Annotated in this window: 17 protein-coding genes; 9 read left to right on the forward strand and 8 right to left on the reverse strand. The window is 48.4% G+C overall.

What is annotated here, in order from left to right; genetic code table 11:
* Positions 1 to 30 precede the first annotated feature (30 nt).
* Both larE and ACR6Z4_RS28430 read right to left on the reverse strand, forming a co-directional pair.
* The gene (gene larE, locus ACR6Z4_RS28425) at positions 31 to 852 is read right to left on the reverse strand and encodes an ATP-dependent sacrificial sulfur transferase LarE (protein WP_479720720.1); all 822 of its coding nucleotides are present in this window, start codon (positions 850 to 852) and stop codon (positions 31 to 33) included.
* 161 nt (positions 853 to 1,013) lie between these two features.
* Positions 1,014 to 2,147 (reverse strand): cob(I)yrinic acid a,c-diamide adenosyltransferase, encoded by a 1,134-nt coding sequence (locus ACR6Z4_RS28430; RefSeq protein ID WP_479720721.1) that lies wholly within the window; start codon positions 2,145 to 2,147, stop codon positions 1,014 to 1,016.
* A 352-nt stretch (positions 2,148 to 2,499) separates the two neighbouring features.
* Between ACR6Z4_RS28430 and fraC the strand changes: the two genes are divergently transcribed.
* The 5 genes from fraC to psb32 all read left to right on the forward strand — a co-directional run bounded on the left by fraC (position 2,500) and on the right by psb32 (position 7,016).
* Entirely contained in the window at positions 2,500 to 3,060 is a 561-nt protein-coding gene (gene fraC / locus ACR6Z4_RS28435) for a filament integrity protein FraC (protein ID WP_479720722.1), read from the forward strand.
* Positions 3,057 to 4,067 carry a DUF5357 family protein gene (locus tag ACR6Z4_RS28440; protein WP_479720723.1) on the forward strand — a complete coding sequence of 337 codons (1,011 nt, stop codon included), beginning with the start codon at positions 3,057 to 3,059 and terminating at the stop codon, positions 4,065 to 4,067. The genes fraC and ACR6Z4_RS28440 overlap by 4 nt, the downstream gene beginning before the upstream one ends.
* On the forward strand, positions 4,064 to 4,843 hold the full coding sequence (locus tag ACR6Z4_RS28445; RefSeq protein ID WP_479720724.1) for an ABC transporter permease: 780 nt from the start codon (positions 4,064 to 4,066) through the stop codon (positions 4,841 to 4,843). The genes ACR6Z4_RS28440 and ACR6Z4_RS28445 overlap by 4 nt, the downstream gene beginning before the upstream one ends.
* A gap of 227 nt (positions 4,844 to 5,070) precedes the next feature.
* Complete coding sequence (locus ACR6Z4_RS28450) at positions 5,071 to 6,207, forward strand: sulfotransferase (RefSeq protein ID WP_479720725.1); 1,137 nt, start codon at positions 5,071 to 5,073, stop codon at positions 6,205 to 6,207.
* Between the two features lie 86 nt (positions 6,208 to 6,293).
* A complete protein-coding gene (gene psb32 / locus ACR6Z4_RS28455) occupies positions 6,294 to 7,016 on the forward strand; it encodes a photosystem II repair protein Psb32 (protein ID WP_479720726.1) in 723 nt (240 codons plus the stop codon).
* A 293-nt stretch (positions 7,017 to 7,309) separates the two neighbouring features.
* Here the strand turns inward: psb32 and yidD are convergent, their stop codons facing one another.
* Positions 7,310 to 7,600, reverse strand: a complete 291-nt coding sequence (yidD, locus tag ACR6Z4_RS28460) for a membrane protein insertion efficiency factor YidD (RefSeq protein WP_479720727.1) — start codon at positions 7,598 to 7,600, stop codon at positions 7,310 to 7,312.
* A gap of 104 nt (positions 7,601 to 7,704) precedes the next feature.
* Complete coding sequence (locus ACR6Z4_RS28465) at positions 7,705 to 10,563, reverse strand: GumC family protein (RefSeq protein ID WP_479720728.1); 2,859 nt, start codon at positions 10,561 to 10,563, stop codon at positions 7,705 to 7,707.
* Between the two features lie 237 nt (positions 10,564 to 10,800).
* On the opposite strand from ACR6Z4_RS28465, the gene ACR6Z4_RS28470 reads away from it, so the two are divergent.
* Positions 10,801 to 11,760 (forward strand): TIGR04168 family protein, encoded by a 960-nt coding sequence (locus tag ACR6Z4_RS28470; RefSeq protein ID WP_479720729.1) that lies wholly within the window; start codon positions 10,801 to 10,803, stop codon positions 11,758 to 11,760.
* Positions 11,761 to 11,873: 113 nt separating this feature from the next.
* Here the strand turns inward: ACR6Z4_RS28470 and ACR6Z4_RS28475 are convergent, their stop codons facing one another.
* Both ACR6Z4_RS28475 and ACR6Z4_RS28480 read right to left on the reverse strand, forming a co-directional pair.
* Positions 11,874 to 12,851 carry an integron integrase gene (locus tag ACR6Z4_RS28475; RefSeq protein ID WP_479720730.1) on the reverse strand — a complete coding sequence of 326 codons (978 nt, stop codon included), beginning with the start codon at positions 12,849 to 12,851 and terminating at the stop codon, positions 11,874 to 11,876.
* 336 nt (positions 12,852 to 13,187) lie between these two features.
* The gene (locus tag ACR6Z4_RS28480; protein WP_479720731.1) at positions 13,188 to 13,415 is read right to left on the reverse strand and encodes a PH domain-containing protein; all 228 of its coding nucleotides are present in this window, start codon (positions 13,413 to 13,415) and stop codon (positions 13,188 to 13,190) included.
* 460 nt (positions 13,416 to 13,875) lie between these two features.
* Here ACR6Z4_RS28480 and ACR6Z4_RS28485 point away from each other — a divergent pair, with 460 nt between their 5' ends.
* On the forward strand, positions 13,876 to 14,997 hold the full coding sequence (locus ACR6Z4_RS28485; RefSeq protein WP_479720732.1) for an HNH endonuclease: 1,122 nt from the start codon (positions 13,876 to 13,878) through the stop codon (positions 14,995 to 14,997).
* Between the two features lie 444 nt (positions 14,998 to 15,441).
* On the opposite strand, the gene ACR6Z4_RS28490 is transcribed toward ACR6Z4_RS28485, so the two are convergent.
* Both ACR6Z4_RS28490 and ACR6Z4_RS28495 read right to left on the reverse strand, forming a co-directional pair.
* The gene (locus ACR6Z4_RS28490; protein ID WP_479720733.1) at positions 15,442 to 16,020 is read right to left on the reverse strand and encodes a Uma2 family endonuclease; all 579 of its coding nucleotides are present in this window, start codon (positions 16,018 to 16,020) and stop codon (positions 15,442 to 15,444) included.
* 227 nt (positions 16,021 to 16,247) lie between these two features.
* The gene (locus ACR6Z4_RS28495) at positions 16,248 to 17,408 is read right to left on the reverse strand and encodes an NAD(P)H-dependent flavin oxidoreductase (protein WP_479720734.1); all 1,161 of its coding nucleotides are present in this window, start codon (positions 17,406 to 17,408) and stop codon (positions 16,248 to 16,250) included.
* A 417-nt stretch (positions 17,409 to 17,825) separates the two neighbouring features.
* Between ACR6Z4_RS28495 and ACR6Z4_RS28500 the strand changes: the two genes are divergently transcribed.
* The gene (locus ACR6Z4_RS28500; protein WP_479720735.1) at positions 17,826 to 18,227 is read left to right on the forward strand and encodes a hypothetical protein; all 402 of its coding nucleotides are present in this window, start codon (positions 17,826 to 17,828) and stop codon (positions 18,225 to 18,227) included.
* Positions 18,228 to 18,318: 91 nt separating this feature from the next.
* Positions 18,319 to 19,572: P-loop NTPase family protein (locus tag ACR6Z4_RS28505; RefSeq protein ID WP_479720736.1), on the forward strand; the 1,254-nt coding region annotated here is incomplete at its 3' end.

The raw sequence follows: 19,572 nt of genomic DNA on the forward strand, positions 1-19,572 counted from the left end.
CGCGAGCCGTTGCCAAGTCCCGAATGTTGATTATGGTGCTGTAGCGGTCAGTTGCAAGACCTGGTTGAGTTTGCCACTGCGATAGCCTTCCAGGTCAAGGGTGACATACAAAAACCCATAGGACTGAAACGCAGCGACCAGAGTCGGCAAATCGGTGGTCAGGACAAAGTCTTGGATCTGCTCGGTCGGTAGCTCAATGCGTGCCGTGTCACCGTCCGATCGCACCCGTAACTGGTTGAAACCCATCTGCCGCAGATGGCGTTCGGCTTTACCCACCCGCTGTAACTTGGCGATCGTAATTTCTTCACCATAGGGAAACCGAGAACTGAGGCACGGTTGGGCAGGTTTATCCCACCAGGGCAACCCCAGATGCTTCGACAGTTCTCGCACCTCTAACTTAGTCACACCGACCTCAGCCAGGGGCGATCGCGCCCCCCGTTCTTTTGCCGCCTGGATGCCGGGACGATAATCACTTAAATCATCGGCATTAACCCCATCCACCACATAGGGATAGCCCCGTTCCAACGCAATCGGCTTGAGTGTATCGTGCAGCTCACTTTTGCAAAAATAGCAACGGTTGACCGGATTAGACGTGTAATTAGGATTGTCCATTTCATGCGTCTGGACAATTTCATGGGCAATGCCGATTTCACTGGCTTGAATCCGCGCATCTTCCAGATCATCCGGGAGCAATGAGGGAGATTCCGCAGTCATTGCTAATGCGCGATCGCCCAGGACATCGTAGGCAATCTTGGCAACCAGCGTACTGTCAATGCCACCGGAATACGCAATGATTGCCCGATCCATTTCAGCAAACAATGCGTTTAATTGATCTAGTTTTTGTACCAGCATGATTTCCCCAGCCCAAGATGATTCGTAATCAGCGTTTCTAGCCTAACGAATTTTTGATGTGATTCAGACTACAGCATCCACCCGGCAACCCCATAGCGCTTTGTACCTGGATAGATTCCGGTGGTTGAGAGAGCCGCGCTTTGCGCGGCTCTCTCGATCCCTTAGAAGTCAACGCCGCGTTTGAGATCGACGCCTTTTTCGGCGTAGTGTTTGTGGCAGAAGACTTCGGAATGAACGCTGGCAATGTCGAAATAGGCAGGCGGATTTTTACAGCGTCCGGTAATGATCACTTCGGTATCGCGGGGTTTGCGTAGCAGGGCTTGCACGATCGGTTGTTCTGGCAATAGTTCTAGATCTACGGTGGGGTTAAGTTCGTCCAAAATCAGCGTTTTATAAAGCCCAGAGGCGATCGCCGCTTTAGCAATTTCCCAGCCCCGTTCGGCTTCCACATAATCCAAGGCTTGCTGTTGACCCCGCCAGACGATCGCATCTCGTCCGCAGCGTTGATGATCGACCAGATTGGGGTAGCTTTGTCGCAAAGCTGCGATCGCCGCATCTTCGGTATAGCCCACCCCACCTTTGAGCCATTGCAAAATCAAGACCCGATGGGATTTGTCTTGACTGATGCCGCGCCCGATCGCCTGTAACGCTTTGCCCAGCGCACTGGTCGATTTGCCCTTTCCGGCTCCAGTATAAATCTCGATGCCTTCAATACCATGAGCAGCCGCGGTCAGATGCTGGTGCGGCTTCATTTCGGAATGGAGATTGGCAATATCGAGCAATGCCTGAGGTGCGCCCCGACCCGTCGCAATAATTTCTAGATCTTCGGGTTTGTTTTTCAGGGTTTTGACGACTTCATCAACAGGCAATAACCCCAGATCTAAAACCGGATTGAGTTCGTCTAACACGACCACTGAATAGAGTCCGGAGGCGATCGCCCCCTTAGCAACATCCCAACCGCGTTCAGCTTCCTGGCGATCGTAACGGATCACTTCTTCTACGCCAAAAAATTCAGCTCGTCCGGTGCGCACCTGATCAATCAGATGGGGAAAGCCTTGTTGCAACGCTTCGATCGCAGCATCTTCGTCATAGGTTCGTTCGGGTCCCTTGAGAAACCGCAACAACAAGACCCGCGTCTGGCAAGAGGTATTAATACCCAGACCAATCGATCGCAACACCACCCCCAATGCCGCCTGCGACTTGCCTTTCCCAGCACCATCGTAGACATGAATTTGTCCCACAATGCGCTCATTGCGGCTCTGGGCAGTGCGAATACCAATACGAGTTTTGATCATGCTGTTGAGACGGTATCAAACCTTACATATTTTCTCGATCAGAGCAATGTATGTAGTATGAGTGAGGCAGATTAGTGGTCGGTTCACTCTACATATAGTGCTGTGACGAGTCCGTTTCCGGCTGTGCCCTCATTATGGCGGTTGATTGAGTTGGACGCAATAAAATTTTGTGTGCGGCGGTTTGCAAGACAAAAAATCTTCAGGTTTACTCAATCCATGCGGCTAAACCAATTAAAATCCTCAACAGGAGGAAGTAATCTGCATAATTGCAGTAGGTATCGCTGATTGAGTGGGGTTGCGTAGGTGTTGGCATGCCTCTGGCAAACCCATAAATCTTTAGGAGGAGTCTTCCATGCTGCCAACGGTGCTGCCGATTCGGATGATTTTGTTTCAAAGCTTATTTTTAATGATTGCGATCGCCATCGAAGCGACCGTTTTTCGTCAAAATCTAAACCTTCCTCCGCGCAAAAGTGTCCAATATGCTGCCTCGATCAACTTCTTAGCCACGGTGGTCGGGTGGTTTTTATTTCTCAATATCCAATCGATTTTGCCAGCCAATCTCAAGCTGGCACTCCTGAGTTTTATTTTTTTCGATCAGTGGTCAAGGGAAATTTTGCCCTGGTTTATTCTGGCAGCGCTAATCACCTTCTTTGTTAGCCTGATGGTGAAATGGGTGAGCTTACAGCAACTACAATTTTTTCTGGGGGATCAACAAGAAAAAGACTCCAAGGAAGAAAAAAATCTAAAAACGCTCAAAACTGCCATGTATCGTCGTACGCTCAAGACAGCCCAGGGTGTACCCCGGCAAACCAATGCCGTTTTGGTCGCCAATGCTTTGAGCTACAGTGCCATCTCTATCGTCCTTTTCTTGCGTCTGCTCGCACAGGGCAGTCTAGGTAACTCCCTCCAGTGAAAGAACTCAATCAACTCCTAGAAAATACTCGAAAACAAGTCCAAGGGTTAAAAACCTTCTCGTGGCAGACGTTGATCTTCCTCAGTTTGTTTTCCTGGTTGGTATCCTTTGCCGTGGTCAATGACCTAACACAGGCGTTGTTGGCTAGGGTTGGCTGGATTTTTTTGACGCTGGGGTTGGGCTGGGCGCTAGAAAAAGATAAACGCGAAATTTTTGGGATTGAGATTTATCCGGGGCCCTGGATTACGGGCGCATTGGTCTGTGGCTTTGTGTTACAGGGGTTGCCGGGAGGAACTCGCTTTTACCTCAGTATTTGGCCACTAGTGTCGGTGGCGATCGCTCTGGTGCCTGACTTTCTCAAGCACGGCTTTGCGGTGATTAATCCCTTGGTGGCAGACGCCAAGAAATATGCCAGCGAACGACAGCAGATGGTGTTGCGCATCCTGGTCGCGTTAATTTTTGTTTGCTGGTTCCAGTTTTATTTTCTGGTGCAAGATTGGTTGATAGAATATCCCAGTTTGCGGGTTGACGACTTTAGTCGCAGTGGGTTTGTGGTGAAGTTTGACACGGCAACGCCGACGAGTTCCAGAGGCGTTGCCTTGCTCAATGCGACAGAACCCGTTTTGCGACAACAGCTTTCTCAGCTGTCTTGGGCAGAAGTTGAACAATGGTTAGCCAACCTGGATCAACACATTCCTGACCTGAGAACTCAGGCGATGAAAGGGTTAGATAGAACATCCAGCCGTGAAGACCCCTTTTGGACGTTGCAAGGTCAAGTTTTGCCCGGAGAACCTGCCTATACGCTGCGTTTGCGATCGTTTTGGCGAGGGCCCAGCTCCAGACCGCAAGGGTTTTATGCTGAAAAATTTTGTCGGGTTAGTCAAGCCCCCATTGCCCAAGTAGAAGGAGAGGGGGTAACCGATATGGGTGCCTCTAGCCGGGTTGAATGTCAGCCAACCAGAGACCGTATTTGGGTAGGAGACGCGAGAGGAGAAAATCAATTGTGAATCTAGGTCGAGTTTGGGTGATTGCTGCGAATGTCTTCCGAGAGGTAATTCGCGATCGCGTTCTCTATCTCATCGGCTTATTTTCGCTGGTGTTTGTGCTAGCTAATATTTTGGTGCCCGAAGTAGCAGCGGGGACGGAAAGCCAGATTTTACCCGACCTGGGTTTAGCCTTGATGGGGCTATTGGGTCTGGTGATTGCCGTCTTTGTCGGCACCGGGCTGATCAACAAAGAAATTGAAAAACGCACCGTATTTGTTTTGATTGCAAAACCGATCAGCCATACCGAATTTATTGTGGGCAAGCATTTGGGGCTATCGGCAGTGCTGGCAGTGCTGCTGACAGTGATGATGGTGATCTATATGGCAATTTTGCGGCTCTGGGAGATTCCTTTCCCGGTGGGCAGCATTGCGATCGCCACGCTCTATCAATTTTTTGAACTGTGCTTGATTACAGCCGTTGCCCTGTTGTTTGGCGTCTTTACCAGCTCGCTGCTGGCAACAATGCTGACCTTTTCGGTCTACCTGATGGGGCATTTAAGCCAAGACCTGTTGAAGTTGGGGTCGCTGGCGCACAATCCCCAAACTCAAAAAATGATCCAGGTTTTGTATGTGGTTTTGCCTGATCTGTCGCGGTTAAATCTGAAGAATGATGCCGTTTATGGGTTACAGGTCTTACCCCCGTTGCCTGAGTTATTTAGCAGTGCTTTGTATGGGCTGGTCTACACAATTTTGTTACTGGCGATCGCCGTCTTTATTTTCTCTCGACGGCAATTTTGATATCCATACCTGATCCTGACCCAGTTTGATCCAGCCGTATGGCGGTGTACAAATTCGGTAAGCACAGAAACGGTGTTGTGGGGCGCGGAGCGCCCCACAACACCGTACCAAATCAAGCCACACAGCGCTATCAAGATCCAGACAACACTAAAAGCCACATTTTTTTGGGAGAGTGCGGCTCCACCGCACTCTCCCAAAAGTTATTCAAGTTATTTTTATGAGGGTTCATGATGAAACGGTTCTCTATCCGCGAGAAAAATCGGAAGACTGCCAATTCGATTGTCAGTCCCCAGGATTTTGAAGTGGCGGAGGGTGAAGCGATCGCGCCAGAGACGATTTGGCAGACGCCTACGATCAGTCTCTATTGTTTGGACGTAGAACACCAGCAGGCAATTTTTGTCGAGACACCGCCCGACCTGGATTTATCAGCCGCCCCTTTTGTCTATCAAGCCCAATATGAGTTTGCTCAAGGGTTGATTATTGTGCCATTTGCAGACTTATTTCGGCTCGTGGCGGCACAGCCTAACCCTCTGCCAAACTTGGTGTTGATCTATTCAGTAGGTCGGTGCGGTTCAACCTTGTTAAGTCGGGCGTTTCATTCGCTCGATGGCGTACTTAGCCTATCGGAACCGGATGTTTTTTCCCAACTGGTAGCCATCCGCAATTGCGATCGCCGTCTAGACCCAAACATCACCCAATTACTTAAGGTTTGCCTGACCCTATTCTGCAAACCCACACCTCAACTTAATCCCAGCTCAGTTGTGATCAAATTTCGTAGTTTTGGGATTGAACTCGCCGATTTGATTCAGTCTCTTTTACCACAATCCAAATCGATTTTTTTGTACCGCAACGCGGAGGCGGTCGTGACCTCTTCCATTCGAGCCTATAGCGAATTGCGCCACCGCTTGCCCCTAATTCAACAAAATATAGAGCACTACAATTACCTAATTCCGCTGCTCAAAGCCTATGAACCGTGGATCGATTTTACCGATCCCATGGGCACCGATTTATTCACAACCATGTGGGTATCTGTTATGGATCAATACCTGCATCTGCATCAACAAAACCTGCCGTTTCTTGCAGTTCGCTATGAAGATTTGGTAGCTGCTCCTGCCCAAATTCTCAATTTAATCGTTGAGTATTGTCAGTTGTCTCAGCCGGAATGGTCGAATCTCAGTGTTACGTTTGCCCAAGATTCTCAAAGTGGTACTACGCTGTCGCAAGAAAAGACCCGAAGCCAATTGATACCACTGGATACAGCAATGCTTCAGCAACGCGTTCATACGCTTCTTCAGCACCATTCGACCATTCAGTCTGCTGATTTTGAGCTACCTGGAACTCTCAAGATCTATCCGCAGAGTTAATTTGTACAAGCGAATTTAAATACATCGAAGTTTATCCTACTTAGACCTGTAGTAAGCTAGCGTCATAAGTAATCGGGATATATAGCATGGCTCAGCTTCTCAACCGTTATATAAATTGGCAAGATTGCCTGAAACAGTGGGTCATTGGATGTGCTGCCCTGTTGTTGTTTTTGCAATTGGGAACGGCACCCGCCGCCGCGACCAGCATTTATGAAATGCCGTCTGCGATCGATGATTCGACCTGGATCATTGACGAAGCAGATATTTTAAGTCGGTTGACCGAGAGCAATCTCAGTCAATCGTTCAACAGTCTGGCAAAAAAGACAGGCAACGAGGTGCGATTGGTCACCATCCATCGCCTGGACTATGGTGAAACGGCTGAAAGTTTCGCCAGTCAGTTGTTTGAAAGATGGTTTCCTTCACCCGAAGCCCAAGCCAATCAAGCATTGATCGTGTTAGATAGCGTCACCAATAGCACGGGCGTCGAAACAGGGGCAGCGCTGAAGTCTGTCTTAACGGATGAGATTGCTGAGAGTGTGGCGCAAGAAACGCTGATGGCACCAATTCGTCAGGGCAATAAATATAATCAAGGCTTTGCCGATGCAGGCGATCGCCTGGTTGCGGTCTTATCGGGTCAACCGGATCCGGGTCCTCCGGTGATTGAGGTCGCGATTCAAACAGAAGGAACCTTTGCCACCCCCGAAGAAACCAAAGGGAGTAATGCTACAGCCTGGGTCATTGGGTTATTGCTGGCGGCAACGGTGATTCCGATGGCAACCTATTACTTCTATCAAATTATTCAGTCTTAGGATCCTTACAACATTAAAACCCATAACTTTTTGGGAGAGTGCGGCGGAGCCGCACTCTCCCAAAAAGTTATCCGAGTTATTTTTATGAGGATCCTTAGAGGCTGTTTGCACTGTAGTGAGAGAGCCGCGCTCCGCGCGGCTCTCTCACTACACCCGTATCTATCCAGGCACGACACGCTATAGAGCGATTTTCAATCAGATGGAGTATAGATTATGGTCTGAACGTCATGCTCTGCATGACGTTCAGACCATAATCTGTTTCTAGCTGAGCGTGAGGCGCTATACCGTCTTGATTAGATTGGAAAACAACAGGGAATTACGATACATCCACCTTGAGCGTTTCTTCCAGCCAATGTCTGTGCAGCAGTTTTGCAGGCTTTGAATCGTCCAGGAGCCAACTGAATGGCAGCCGATAAATTTTGCTCTGTCAAAATGCGTTTGACATAGTCTGAGCAAGATTCATCTCCATGCAGCAACCCATGGGGGCAGGAAAATCCTTTTCGCGGTGAAATATGGGTGCGGTAGACGTTGAGCGATGCGATCGCCGCCTGGGTCGCAAATGATTCAAACGTATTAGTCATCATTGGTTTTACAAGGAGTACAGCTCACCCTTCACCTTGTATCTCAAACCCATCCTGACGCACTCTATCAAGAGGGTTAATTGATAGAAATAGAGTGCTTCGCCTCACTATTGCACAAAGCTGGTTTCTTCCGCTTTACGGCGGGCTTGTTCGCTGTTGAGATGATAGACCAACACCCGATCTTGGGCGATCGCAAATCGTTCATCCGTTCGTTCAACAAACGACATCAGCTCCGATGCCCGTTGCCATTCCACCGATAGATTTAGCCAATCGCCTGGGGTCTGCGCTGTGATTCCTGCCTGCGTTGCAGATTCGGCAACCCGAACGGCTTCGGCAAACGGATCGCGGAACGTACTCAGCAACGGCGATTGGCTTGTCACTTGGGTCTGATCGCGGGTCAAACGTCCTGCCGAGTCGGGAACCTGAGATTGCTGAGCCGGTGCAGGTTGAGGCACCCGAGTCATGCGCAGGTAAGCAGCCCAGCCCGTTAACATCAGCAACACCGTCACGCTAATGCCGCCGACCAACCACAAATGCAGTCGCGGCGAACTGGCAGGAACCGACGCTGAGGTCGTGACTAACTCGGATGATGAAGCCGCAGCTGCATGGGTTCCATTCGTTGCCCCCGAACCTGACCACAGATGGGTCAACGGATTGGCTTTATGGGGTGGCGTTCCGGCTGACGTGTAATAGTGCTGATATTGGTAGTACCCATAGCTATGGGTGGTGTGAGACTTAATGCCGTTGGTAACAATCCCTAACACAGAAATCGGTGAAATTTTTAGCGATTCCAATGCCTGAAGCAGGGTCGAGCGAGACGTTTTACCCAAGCCCACTACTACCACCATGCCATCGGAATGGGTCGCCAACAAATTGCTATCGGCAAAGCCAATCAACGGTGGGGTGTCATAAATGACCAGGTCAAACAACGACTGTGCCTGCGCCATCAGGTTTTGCATCTTGCGAGACGACAGCAATTTGACCGGGTCTGGTGGAATGGGACCCGCTGTTAATACAAACAGGTTGCGATCGCCTTCAGGATTTTGAGGATCATCGCTGTAGGGATGCTGGATCGCTTGCTTTAACGTCAATTGGCTCGTAATCAGGTTGCTCAGACCCCGTAAATTGGGTAGCTTCATCCGCGAATGAACCTGGGGTCGTCGCAGGTCTGCATCTACCAGCAAAACACGCTGTCCCATCGCTGCTGCCGCTCGCGCCAGGTAAATGGCATTGGTCGATTTGCCCTCTGCCGGAGCCGCTGAACTGATAACCAGAGATCGAATGGGTGTATCTGAACTGAGAAAGCGCACATTCGTATACAGCGACCGAAATGCTTCGAAAAAGGGCGACCCGTGATAGCCCGAACGGTTAGCGGTCGAGGTCGGCGAACTTCCTAGCTCTGGCTGGGTCAGTGGGTCAGCCGTGGCTGACGCTAGCCTCAGGGCAGGCGTAGCCTGGAGATCTTTGACAAAAGGAATCACCCCCAGCAAAGGCAAGCGAGTAATGGCTTTGAGTTCGTCCGGCGAATGGAACGCCGTATCGAGTTTTTCTGCCAGCAGAGCCGCCGCAGATCCCAGGACTAAGCCAGCGATCGCCCCCATCATCAAGTTTTTAGGAACATTGGGTGAAATCGGCTGCCCCATAACCGAGGCTTGCGAGATCATTTCCCAGGGAATCGACTTTTGTGCCGCTTCAATTTGCAGCGTTTCTCGCGTTTCTAGAAAACGGTTGAGGCTGTTCGTCGCAATATTCAGCTCTCGTTGCAGTTCGGTATATTCCCGTGCCAACGCTGGCACCAAAGAAAATTCTTGTTTGAGCCGTTCTTCAACATCTGCCAGGGCAATGCTTCGAGCTTCTAGCACTTTGACCTGGTTGGCAGTGCTGACCAATTGGCGATTGAGTTCTAACGAAATGGGCGTCAGGCTATCATTTACCCCAGACGTGGCGCGATCGCCCAATAGGCGAGTGGCTTCTTCATCCAGCAACGGTAATAAACTATTGCGTTTATCTTCTAAGACTTGAATATTGGGGCTATTGGGCAGAAACCGAGCCGATTCAGCGGCAATCTGGGCTTCAACCTCCTGAATTTGGCGCAAAATCGTTTGATAACTCGAAGATTCACTCAGAGTCGAGGCGGCTAACGCAGATTCCGGACCATAACCCAGTTGGTGTTGCAACGTATCGTAGAGCGATCGCGTTTCTGTCAGTTGCGTCTGAGTTTCCTGCCGTTGCCGCTCAATTCCACTGATGAAATCCGATAAATTTTCGCCCCGCGACTCCGGATCAACCAGACTATATTGCTGGCGAAACCGTTCTAACTTTTGTTGCAAACTATCCACCCGATTTTGGAGTTCGGGCAATTGATCATTAACAAATTGAATGCCTTGCTGAAGACTGGTCTGCCGCTGTTGATAGCTATAACTCAGATAATGTTCAGATACCCGCTCTAAAACGGTCTTAATTTTTTCGGGATCGGGGTCTAGATAGCTGACCGACAAAACTTTAGTATCTCGCAGTCTGCTAATTTGTAAGTGCCCAGAAAGGGCACCATAGTTAATGTCTGGATAGGTCTTTTGCAAGTCTTCGACAATCGGTTCTAACAACGCCGGACTGCGCAACACTTCGATCTTGGTTTCGTAGTCAAACGTAGAACTGGGTTTGATTTCGGTACCTTGCAAGAGTTGTTGAGAAGGATTGGCATCATCCGCCGACTCAACCAAAACTCGAAACTCGCCACGGTAAATGGCAGTCCGAGTCAATGCCCAACCCCACATAACAGACGTAACCGCGATCGCCACACTTGCAATCAGCACGCCCCGACGACGCACCACCTGTAAAATCTGACTGAGGTCTAGATCATCCTGTGGGTAGATTTGAGGAATTGGAGCGGGCAGACTGACCGTGGGATGATGTCCATTGAGATGCCCGTTCTGTTGGATCTGGGGATAGTTTCGCTCAACCGGCATGGTTCAAAAAAGTTTTGGCGATATTGCTGTGAGTAGGTTTCGACTCCTCTACACTTATTACGAGGGTCTGGTGCCAAACCCGTATAGTTCTGCCTTAAGATTTGCGATCGCTTATCCTGGAAAAGGTACGTACATTTACCCAAGTCCCATTAGTTCTCGGTGAAGGGTTTTTCAGAGCAGCTATGTCGCCATGGAAAACCACTCACTTGCCCATCATGCAGGAGTCAACAGTCAACCATGGTTAGTGGTCAACAGCAGCAGACCGTCACGATTGCCGTCGTCGGAGATGTCCATGATGCCTGGGATGGCGATGATGAAATTGCCCTCAAGCACTTGGGGGTCGATCTGGTGCTGCTGGTCGGCGATTTTGGCAACGAGTCTGTGGAAACAGTACGGGCGATCGCCCAGCTCGATTTACCCAAAGCCGCGATTTTTGGCAACCACGATGCCTGGTATAGCGCCACCGATTGGGGTCGAAAAAAGTGTCCCTACGATCGCAGCAAAGAAGACTGGGTGCAGCAACAAATTGACCTGTTAGGTGCAGCTCACATTGGCTATGGCACGTTAGACCTACCCAACCTGGGGCTATCCGTCGTCGGCGGGCGACCATTTAGCTGGGGCGGTTCCAGTTGGAAAAATGAATCGTTTTACCTAGAACGCTACGGGGTCGCCAGTTTTGAAGAATCGGTCGCCAAAATTATGGCAGCGGTCGAAACTACCACCCAGGACACCCTCATTTTTATGGGGCACTGCGGACCCACAGGATTAGGCGATCAGCCCGAAGATCCCTGTGGGCGAGACTGGCAACCCCTGGGCGGCGATCATGGTGATCCCGATCTCGAAATGGCGATCGCTCAAGCCCAAACTCTCGGTAAAACCATTCCGCTGGTTGCCTTTGGGCATATGCACCACCACCTGCGCCACACCCAGAACCGCTTACGCAAAAGCCTCTGTGTCAGCCCAGAAGGAATCATTTACCTCAATGCGGCTAGAGTCCCTCGCATCGTCCACACCGAAGACGACTGTCTGCGAAACTTCTCAATTGTCACCTTACGGAACGGCGCTGTTTTCCAGGTGGCACTGGTTTGGGTCAATTCTGATTTTGCAATTAAATCGAAATACATCCTCTACCAACAACCCTTCCCGGTTGAAACAGAAGCAGAAGCAGAGGAGGAAGAAGAGGCGATCGCCGGTTAAGAGGGTGTTTGAAAAGAGGTTGGTTGTGATGTTAGACATCTTCTACTTCCCCTTGCGCCACAACAAACTCTATTGCTCAATCGCTTCGGTCAACCATGCGATCGCCCTCCTGTTCATATATCCAACGGACTGCGTACCCCCCGTCCACCCCGATTCAATACATGAGTGTAAATCATCGTCGTCTTGACATCCTTGTGTCCCAACAACTCTTGCACTGTGCGAATATCATAGCCATTCTGCAATAAATGAGTAGCAAAGCTATGGCGAAAAGTATGACAGCTCACCCGTTTGTTGATTTTTGCTTGTCGAACGGCTTGCTTGATGGCTCGTTGTAAACCACTCTCATGCAAATGATGCCGACGGGTCACACCACTGCGCGGATCTCGGGACAGGCGATCGGATGTAAACACAAACTGCCAGCCCCACTCTCGTTCAGCGTTTGGATACTTTCGTTCCAGGGCATAAGGCAAAAATACCGAGCCATAACCACAAGCTAAATCATGCTGATGCTGATGCTTCATCATCTCCAAGTGCATCTGAAGCGGTTGAATCAGGCGATCGGGCAACATTGTCACTCGACTTTCCCGACCTTTGGCATCTCGAATGCTCAATTGACGCTGACCAAAATCAACATCTTTCACCCGTAAATGTAACACCTCACGCAATCGTAACCCACTGCCATAAAGCAACTGCACCACCAATTGATAAGTCCCCTCTAACCGCTCAATGATGCTTTGCACCTCCTGTAGTGTTAACACCGTTGGCACATATCGAGACTCCTTTGCCCGGAGCGCCTGAATCGGTTGCTCAAACTCAATTCTCAACACCTCTCGATATAAAAACAGCACTGCACTGAAAGCTTGATTTTGGGTCGAAGCTGCCACCTTTCCCTCAACCGCCAAATGCGTCAAAAATGCCTCAATCTCTGCCACTCCCATTTCACAAGGATGGCGTTTGTTGTGAAACAAAATAAATCGACGAATCCAGTCAACATAACTTACTTCAGTGCGATAGGAGTAATGCTTGAGCCGAATTGTATCTCGCACCTGATCCAGCAACTTTTTCGGACGCGGTTCACCTGCACCAGACATATAACAATCTATCTAATTGGGTTTTTAGTACATTAGTATGCAAATTTGCACTAAAAAACCAGAAGAAATGCTGAATGAATATGGATAATTTTAATGCCAAGGGCTAATATACGGAGAAATGAGTCAATCTAATCCCCCAATTTTCCAATTGGAGTGACAAAATCATGCCATTTGGGTTTACAGAGGTATTAGATAGCAAAAATCATGCCAATTGGAAAATTTACCCAATTGGAGTAACAAAATCATGCCAATTGGGTTTACAGGGGTATTAGGTGGCAAAAATCTATCTAATTACATTGTTAGCCTGAAAATCCTGATGAGGGTACTTTTTCGTTTTCAGTTTTTCTGATCTAAGCTACCCCCCTCAACTTGCAGCACGCTCTCACCGTGCTTAATGATGATTTTCACCCAGTCGAACTTGTAAATTGCCAGGACGGAGATAGTTGTAAAAAGGAGAGTAATTGTTATGAGCACTCCTTGATGAAGAACAATTGCTCTCTTCTGGTTCGGGTTCAGCCTGTTAGATGCTTTATCATCACCATTACTGCCTAATTTGTTCAACATGCCTACATACCTCTGTGCTTGTGAGCTAATGTACACGGGGCATAGCTAGGGGATCTTCCTATATATATGTCTCTTCGTTTAGGAGGCATAGAAAAGCTCGAAAAGCCTTGCAGATAAAGACTTTCCATTGAAACTCCAGTAAAACAAAACAAAACTTAACGTCGCCAGCAAAACTGAAAACCCTTATCAAAAGGGGCTTCCAAACAATACAACTTTGGTCGTTAGGTCATTTGGTAGGTCAATATTGCTTTTATCAATCTCATCAATCAGCAACATGTCCATGTTTTATGGGAGCAGGCTAACAAGCCCGTTGCACACCGACCACCGAGAGTTGGTCTGTTAAGATGCAGAGGTTATTGGTGGCGGGTGAACGGGGTCGTTAGGTAGATGCGATATCCAATAAGAACATAAGGCTTTTTAACGTTGACTTACCGCTAGTCCTTTGTCCAGGAGTAGAAATGTGAACTCAATCGAAGAGACAAAATTTTTACCACTTGTCGAAGCATTCCAGATAGGGACTGCTGAACAAAGTCTTTTCGCTATTGAGGACACTCGTAAACGTGCTGATCAACTTCAAGAACTACTTGTCCCCAAGCTTAAGACCCTTATCAACCACACTTGCGATCTTATCCGCGAAATCTATGGTTCAAACGCTCTCTTACCTTGTCGAATAACGACCACACCTGCTCACCGTACCAAAGCAAAGAATACAAAAGCGTTTGAAGTGACAACTGCTGGATTAGCTATAAAAGGGCAAGCATGGTTTTTTCAACTAAGATTTGAATGTACTTTTGACAAATTGTATGTAACTCTTTTTGGACTCAGAGGACTAGAAGGCAATCCAATTGTCAAAGTCTTAAAAAAGTATCCAGAAAGTGTTGTCCAGTTGTTAACTTCTGGTGATTACAAAGTTTATTCTGAAGCAATTGAACCGTTGCATGACACTAAGGAATTAAATCTTGGTGAGTTGATTAACAAGATGCAATTGGTTCCTGAACGAGATTGGCATCAAACTTCTCTTGAAGGAAGGTATCTTACACTTCCTATCGAAGATCTCGACGCGGCTCTTCCCATAATTGATGACTTTGTCACACTTTTCCCAATTTTTCGTGCAGCTGCAAATATACTTTGTGGTGAGAATGATTATTTTGAGAATTACGTGGAACTTTTTTGGAATTGGCAGAATAGTCATCAGATTCCTGAATCTATGACTACTATCAAATTTTTCCCTGATGAAGTAGATTCAGCGGAAAAATTTGTTGAGGGATCGGTGAAGCGGATTTCGGTCAACGCCTATGAACGAGATCCTAAAGCTCGACAAAAATGTATCGATTACTACGGCTTAGATTGTTCGGCTTGCGGCTTCAACTTTGGCAAAGTCTTTGGGCAATTAGGTGAGGGGTTTATTCATGTTCATCATATACGACCTATTTCTGAGATTGCAAAGGAGTACGAGGTTGATCCTGTGAAAGATCTTCGTCCTGTCTGCCCAAACTGCCATGCCATGATTCATCGCCGTTCTCCTCCGTTAAGTATTGAGGAAATCAAAAAGTTGTTGAATACTTCTGAAAATGAAGAGTGAACTACCTAACATTTGCTTGGAGCGGACTGACGAAAGATTTTGATCCGTTGTGAGAATTATTCGTAGCCGCTTAAGTGAACCGTTAGCCAGCTACGAGAAGGTTTGTAGCGATTAGAGATTTAGGTTGCGTTGTAAAGTTGGTTGGGGCTGAAGAAGAAGGTCTTGTTGGTTGAGGTGCGATCGCCCCTTCGTCCTTGAGTTTGAGCAAGTTAAGTTTATGTGCTTCGGTTCAGTCTCCGCTTGTCCTGCGGTTGTGTGTTGATGTTGAGTCGTTGAGTTTAGTCGTAGGCAGGTTGTCATCGCAGCGTTAAAGGGGGCGATCGCAGTGAGTCATCTAAGTCTATGGGTCGCCGATTTGGCTCGTCTGTTTAGTGGGTTGGCGATCGCCCCCCAACTTGTGAAGACTAGGCGAGTAGAGGTTTAGGGCTGTGGTGCGATCGACCTTTATCCCCACAAAACAGAGAGATCAAACACAAAATCAGGTAAAACATCGCCTCCATCCAGTTGTTTGGGATTCTCTAGAAGCTGCTTCTCTTGATTGGCTCTATAAATCTCTACTTGCCGGTGTTGAGGATTAACCAACCACCCCAAACGCAAGCCGTTGCTGAGGTATTCCTGCATCTTTTGTTGCAATGGTTCAAGGGCATCGCTTTCAGAACGCAACTCAATCACAAAATCCGGACAAATCGGTGGAAACTTCTTTTGCTGCTCCGGTGTCAGGTTTTGCCAACGTTCTAGACTCACCCATGCCGCATCAGGAGAACGGTCGGCTCCATTGGGAAGTTTAAAGCAAGTAGAAGAACTAAACACCTTTCCTAGTTGGGTGCGTCGATTCCAATACACCAGATCACCAATTAAATCCGCTTCTCGACTACCTCCTTCTCCCCCCACAGGTGTCACAATCACTAACACCCCTTGTGCCGTGCGCTCAAACTTGAGGTCACGATGATTTTGACACAGTTGATAAAACTGTTCTTCACTGAGATCAATAAAAGGGGTGAGGTCAAGAACAATGGCAGCCATCGCAAAACCTGGCAGCGTGAGGTTACTTGTATTGTAGGGGCATCATTGATTTGATGAAGCTTAATTAAGCCATCAAATCATGTAGGGCGAAGCATTCGAACCATGATTTTCGCCATTCACCAAAGACGATCTAACGAATGCTTCGCCCTTACAGGGGGTGACATCTTTTTCAGAAAGCTCCTAACCCCTACGTTAGGGCAAGATACACTGATTCAGAATCCGTAATGCTAAATTAGCTCAGCCATCACCTCAGCAACCGACAAAATTTTGTCTGCCCGTCCAACATTAGCACCCGAAAACAGCAAGCCATTTTCTACATCTCCAGCCGCTGCTCTGGCGAGTGCCTGAATAATGCAATAGGTTTTACGACTATCGCGACACAGGCAGGATTCCAAACAGTTGGCAACACAGCGCTTTTCTAGATCAGCGGGAGCGGTTACTGCCTGGGTGACAAAGGCATTTCTCAACGCCCGCGCTGGTTTGCCGACGGGGCTGGGTACCAACACAATATCGTCTGGACGAGCGGCTAAATGAGCTTCTTTATAGCGGCGATCGGCGTCACATTCCACAGTGGTAATAAACCGAGTGCCTACCTGAACTCCGTTGGCACCCAGAGCTAACATGCGATTGACGTCTGCGCGATCCCAAATTCCACCAGCAGCGATAAGTGGGATATCGAGTTTGAGTTGGTGTTGTAGATAGGCTCGAATTTGCGGTAGCAGATGCTCAATTGAACTATCAAAGGTGTCACAGGTTGTGCCAACATGCCCGCCGACTACTTTAGAATTTTCGACCACAAACGCATCTGGAAACCGACGATATCGTTGCCACCAGGTTTGGCAAATTGTTTCGACGGCATCTAAACCACAAACCATCGGCACCAGCGCCACATCGGGATATGCTGCCGTATATTTAGGCAAATCGAGCGGCATACCGGCGGCTGTAATAATTAGATTGGCTCCGTTGGCGGCTGCCGTTTCTGCCATCACCGGGTAGTCTTTTGTTGCCACCAGAATATTAACGCCAATGATGCCCTCAGGGCTGATCTGGCGCGCTTTCTGCAACTCTTCAACCAGGGCTATTTGGTTGGCAACAAAAAATTTGCCGCGTGGCAACGTGGCTTGAGCAGTGCGGGATGAAGATTTGACCGTTTCGGGTTCGTAGCCAAACTCATCTTCAAACTCCGGTTTGCTGCCTCGTTGAGTTGGAGAGTTGAAATGAGGAGACGCCAACCCCAACCCTAACGAAGAAATGATGCCCACACCACCCGCATTCGCCACTGCGGCTGCAAGATTGGCACCTGAGACTCGAACTGCCATCGCCCCCTGAACAATAGGGTAAAGCGCTAGATGAGTGCCAATTTTGAGAGGAGAGTGTGTCTTTAGCATGTAAGTTCAACCTTAATTCCTTTAATAACTATACAGCGATTAATTTGAGTTTAATTTTGTCTTTTTGATAACAGTTCTCAACCAGGTGTTGCGGTTTGTAACGTTTTAAATCGGCTGGAAGAGAAATGTATAAATACTTACTCCAAATTTCATGACCAGATTAAGCAATGCCACCTGAGCAGTATGGCGATCGCCATAGAATAAAGCGCTTCGCGCCTGGATCGGTTTAGATTTTTTGTTGTGTGCCGCGCTTCGCGCGGCACACAACAAAAAATCTGTCGCTTATGCAATTGAAAATTGCGGTAAGAGACAGATGATCCGAACTGAGTAAGAAACGCTAGAGTTATCTTGTCAGTTATGACAGGTGTTTCAAGCGATCGCGATACGAAAACCCCTTGTATTTTGGAGGAGATATCGATGAGCACCGACAGCCATTCTTCAGAAACCTCTGCCATCGTAGAAATTAGCCCTGAAACCAGTGCGTTAGTCGAGCAGGAAATGCCGGACGAAAGCGACGAGATCAAACGCGAAACCAAAGCGCTGATCGATGCTATCCGCAAACGCGCCCAATCCGAAATCCAATCGGCAGGTGATGTTACCCGTGAAACCTATTTGAATGCCGTACGCCAGGCCAGAGAAGCGATCGAGAAAAATCAATTAATTGACCCCAAGCAAATCGAAAAATCGATCGAATTGATTCAAAAAGAAGCCGAAAAAAATTGGAATACCATTTCCAGTGAAGTAGAGTCTTTGGGCAATCGGTTGAATGAAGCAGCAAAAGCAGCCTGGGAAAAATTGATGCCCCCCGATGGCAAATAATTTCCCTATTTATAGTGCGGAGTGTGGGCATTGCCCACACTCCGCAACCGAACTCTGTGATCATGAGTAATTGCCCCTGAGTGATTCATCCTTGGAATTTAATCTTTCTACCCCTGACCTGAATAGCTTATTTGCCTTGCTACAGCGGCTCGATCAACGGTTGAATGCTGCCGTTGCTGCCGCAGAAAGGGCAGATGAGACAAAGGCAACCAGTAATCAATCAGCCCTTGAAACTGAAATCGCATCGGGGCTGACCACTCGCTTACCAGATTTGCCAGTCAATCCAGCGCATGAAAGCAGACAGCAACCTGGAGAATCCCCAATTCTGCAACCAGGTTCACGATTGGCTTGGTTACAGAAAACATTTGAACTATCAGAATTTGATTTAGAAATCGTGGCGATCGCCCTTGCACCTGAATTAGATCGTCGGTATCAACAGATCTATGCCTACTTGCAAGATGATGTCCGAGGTCATCATCCCAGTGTGGATCTGGTGTTTCATCTCTTATGTGAATCAGCCGTTGAAAAGCTGCAACAACGACATCATTTTGCCCCAGACGCACCCCTATTGCGTCATGAACTGATTCATCTGATTGCCGCTCCCCATCACACAAAAGCGACTTTATTGGCACATGAAGTCCATTTAGATGAACAGGTTGTTCGCTTCTTGCTGGCTCAACCCGGACTTGACCCTCAGCTGCAATCTGTTTGCCAGTTGAAGCAACCATTGATACCATCTCCTATCACGCCCCCCCACCTGGCATTACCAACCGAGGAACAAGTAGCCCTATCTTCGTTGGTTCTGGATGCCTGGAAGACCCATCAACCATTGCGGATCTACTTTCAAGGCAGCGATCGCCAGGGAAAACGCCGTATTGCTGAATTTCTGGCATCGATGATTCATGCCCCGTTGTTAGTGCTTGATCTGGCACGATTGATTGCCGCGAAACTGAGCCTTGAAACGACTCTAAAACGGACTATTCGAGAAGCTCAACTGCAAACAGCTCTATTGTATATCGACGAACTTGATCCCCTACAAACTCAAGAACTTACAACTGCTTATAGTCATGTTTGGCACGCGATCGCTGACTATTGCGGTATTACGTTTCTTTCGGGCAGCCAACCCTATGCCCCCATTGCAGGCAACGCCATTGGCGTCATCACGATTCCGTTGGCACATCCTACGGTTTCACAACGGCGGGCTTGCTGGCAGCGTTACCTAGCAGCCTATGAGATGACCGTAGAAGACGCCGAATTAAATGCTTTGAGCGATCGCTTTCAACTCACCCCCGACCAAATTGCCAACGCCGTTGCGATCGCCCATAACACAGCCCGCTGGCAAGCC

This window comes from Calyptranema fuscum S582 (genome assembly GCF_055793305.1).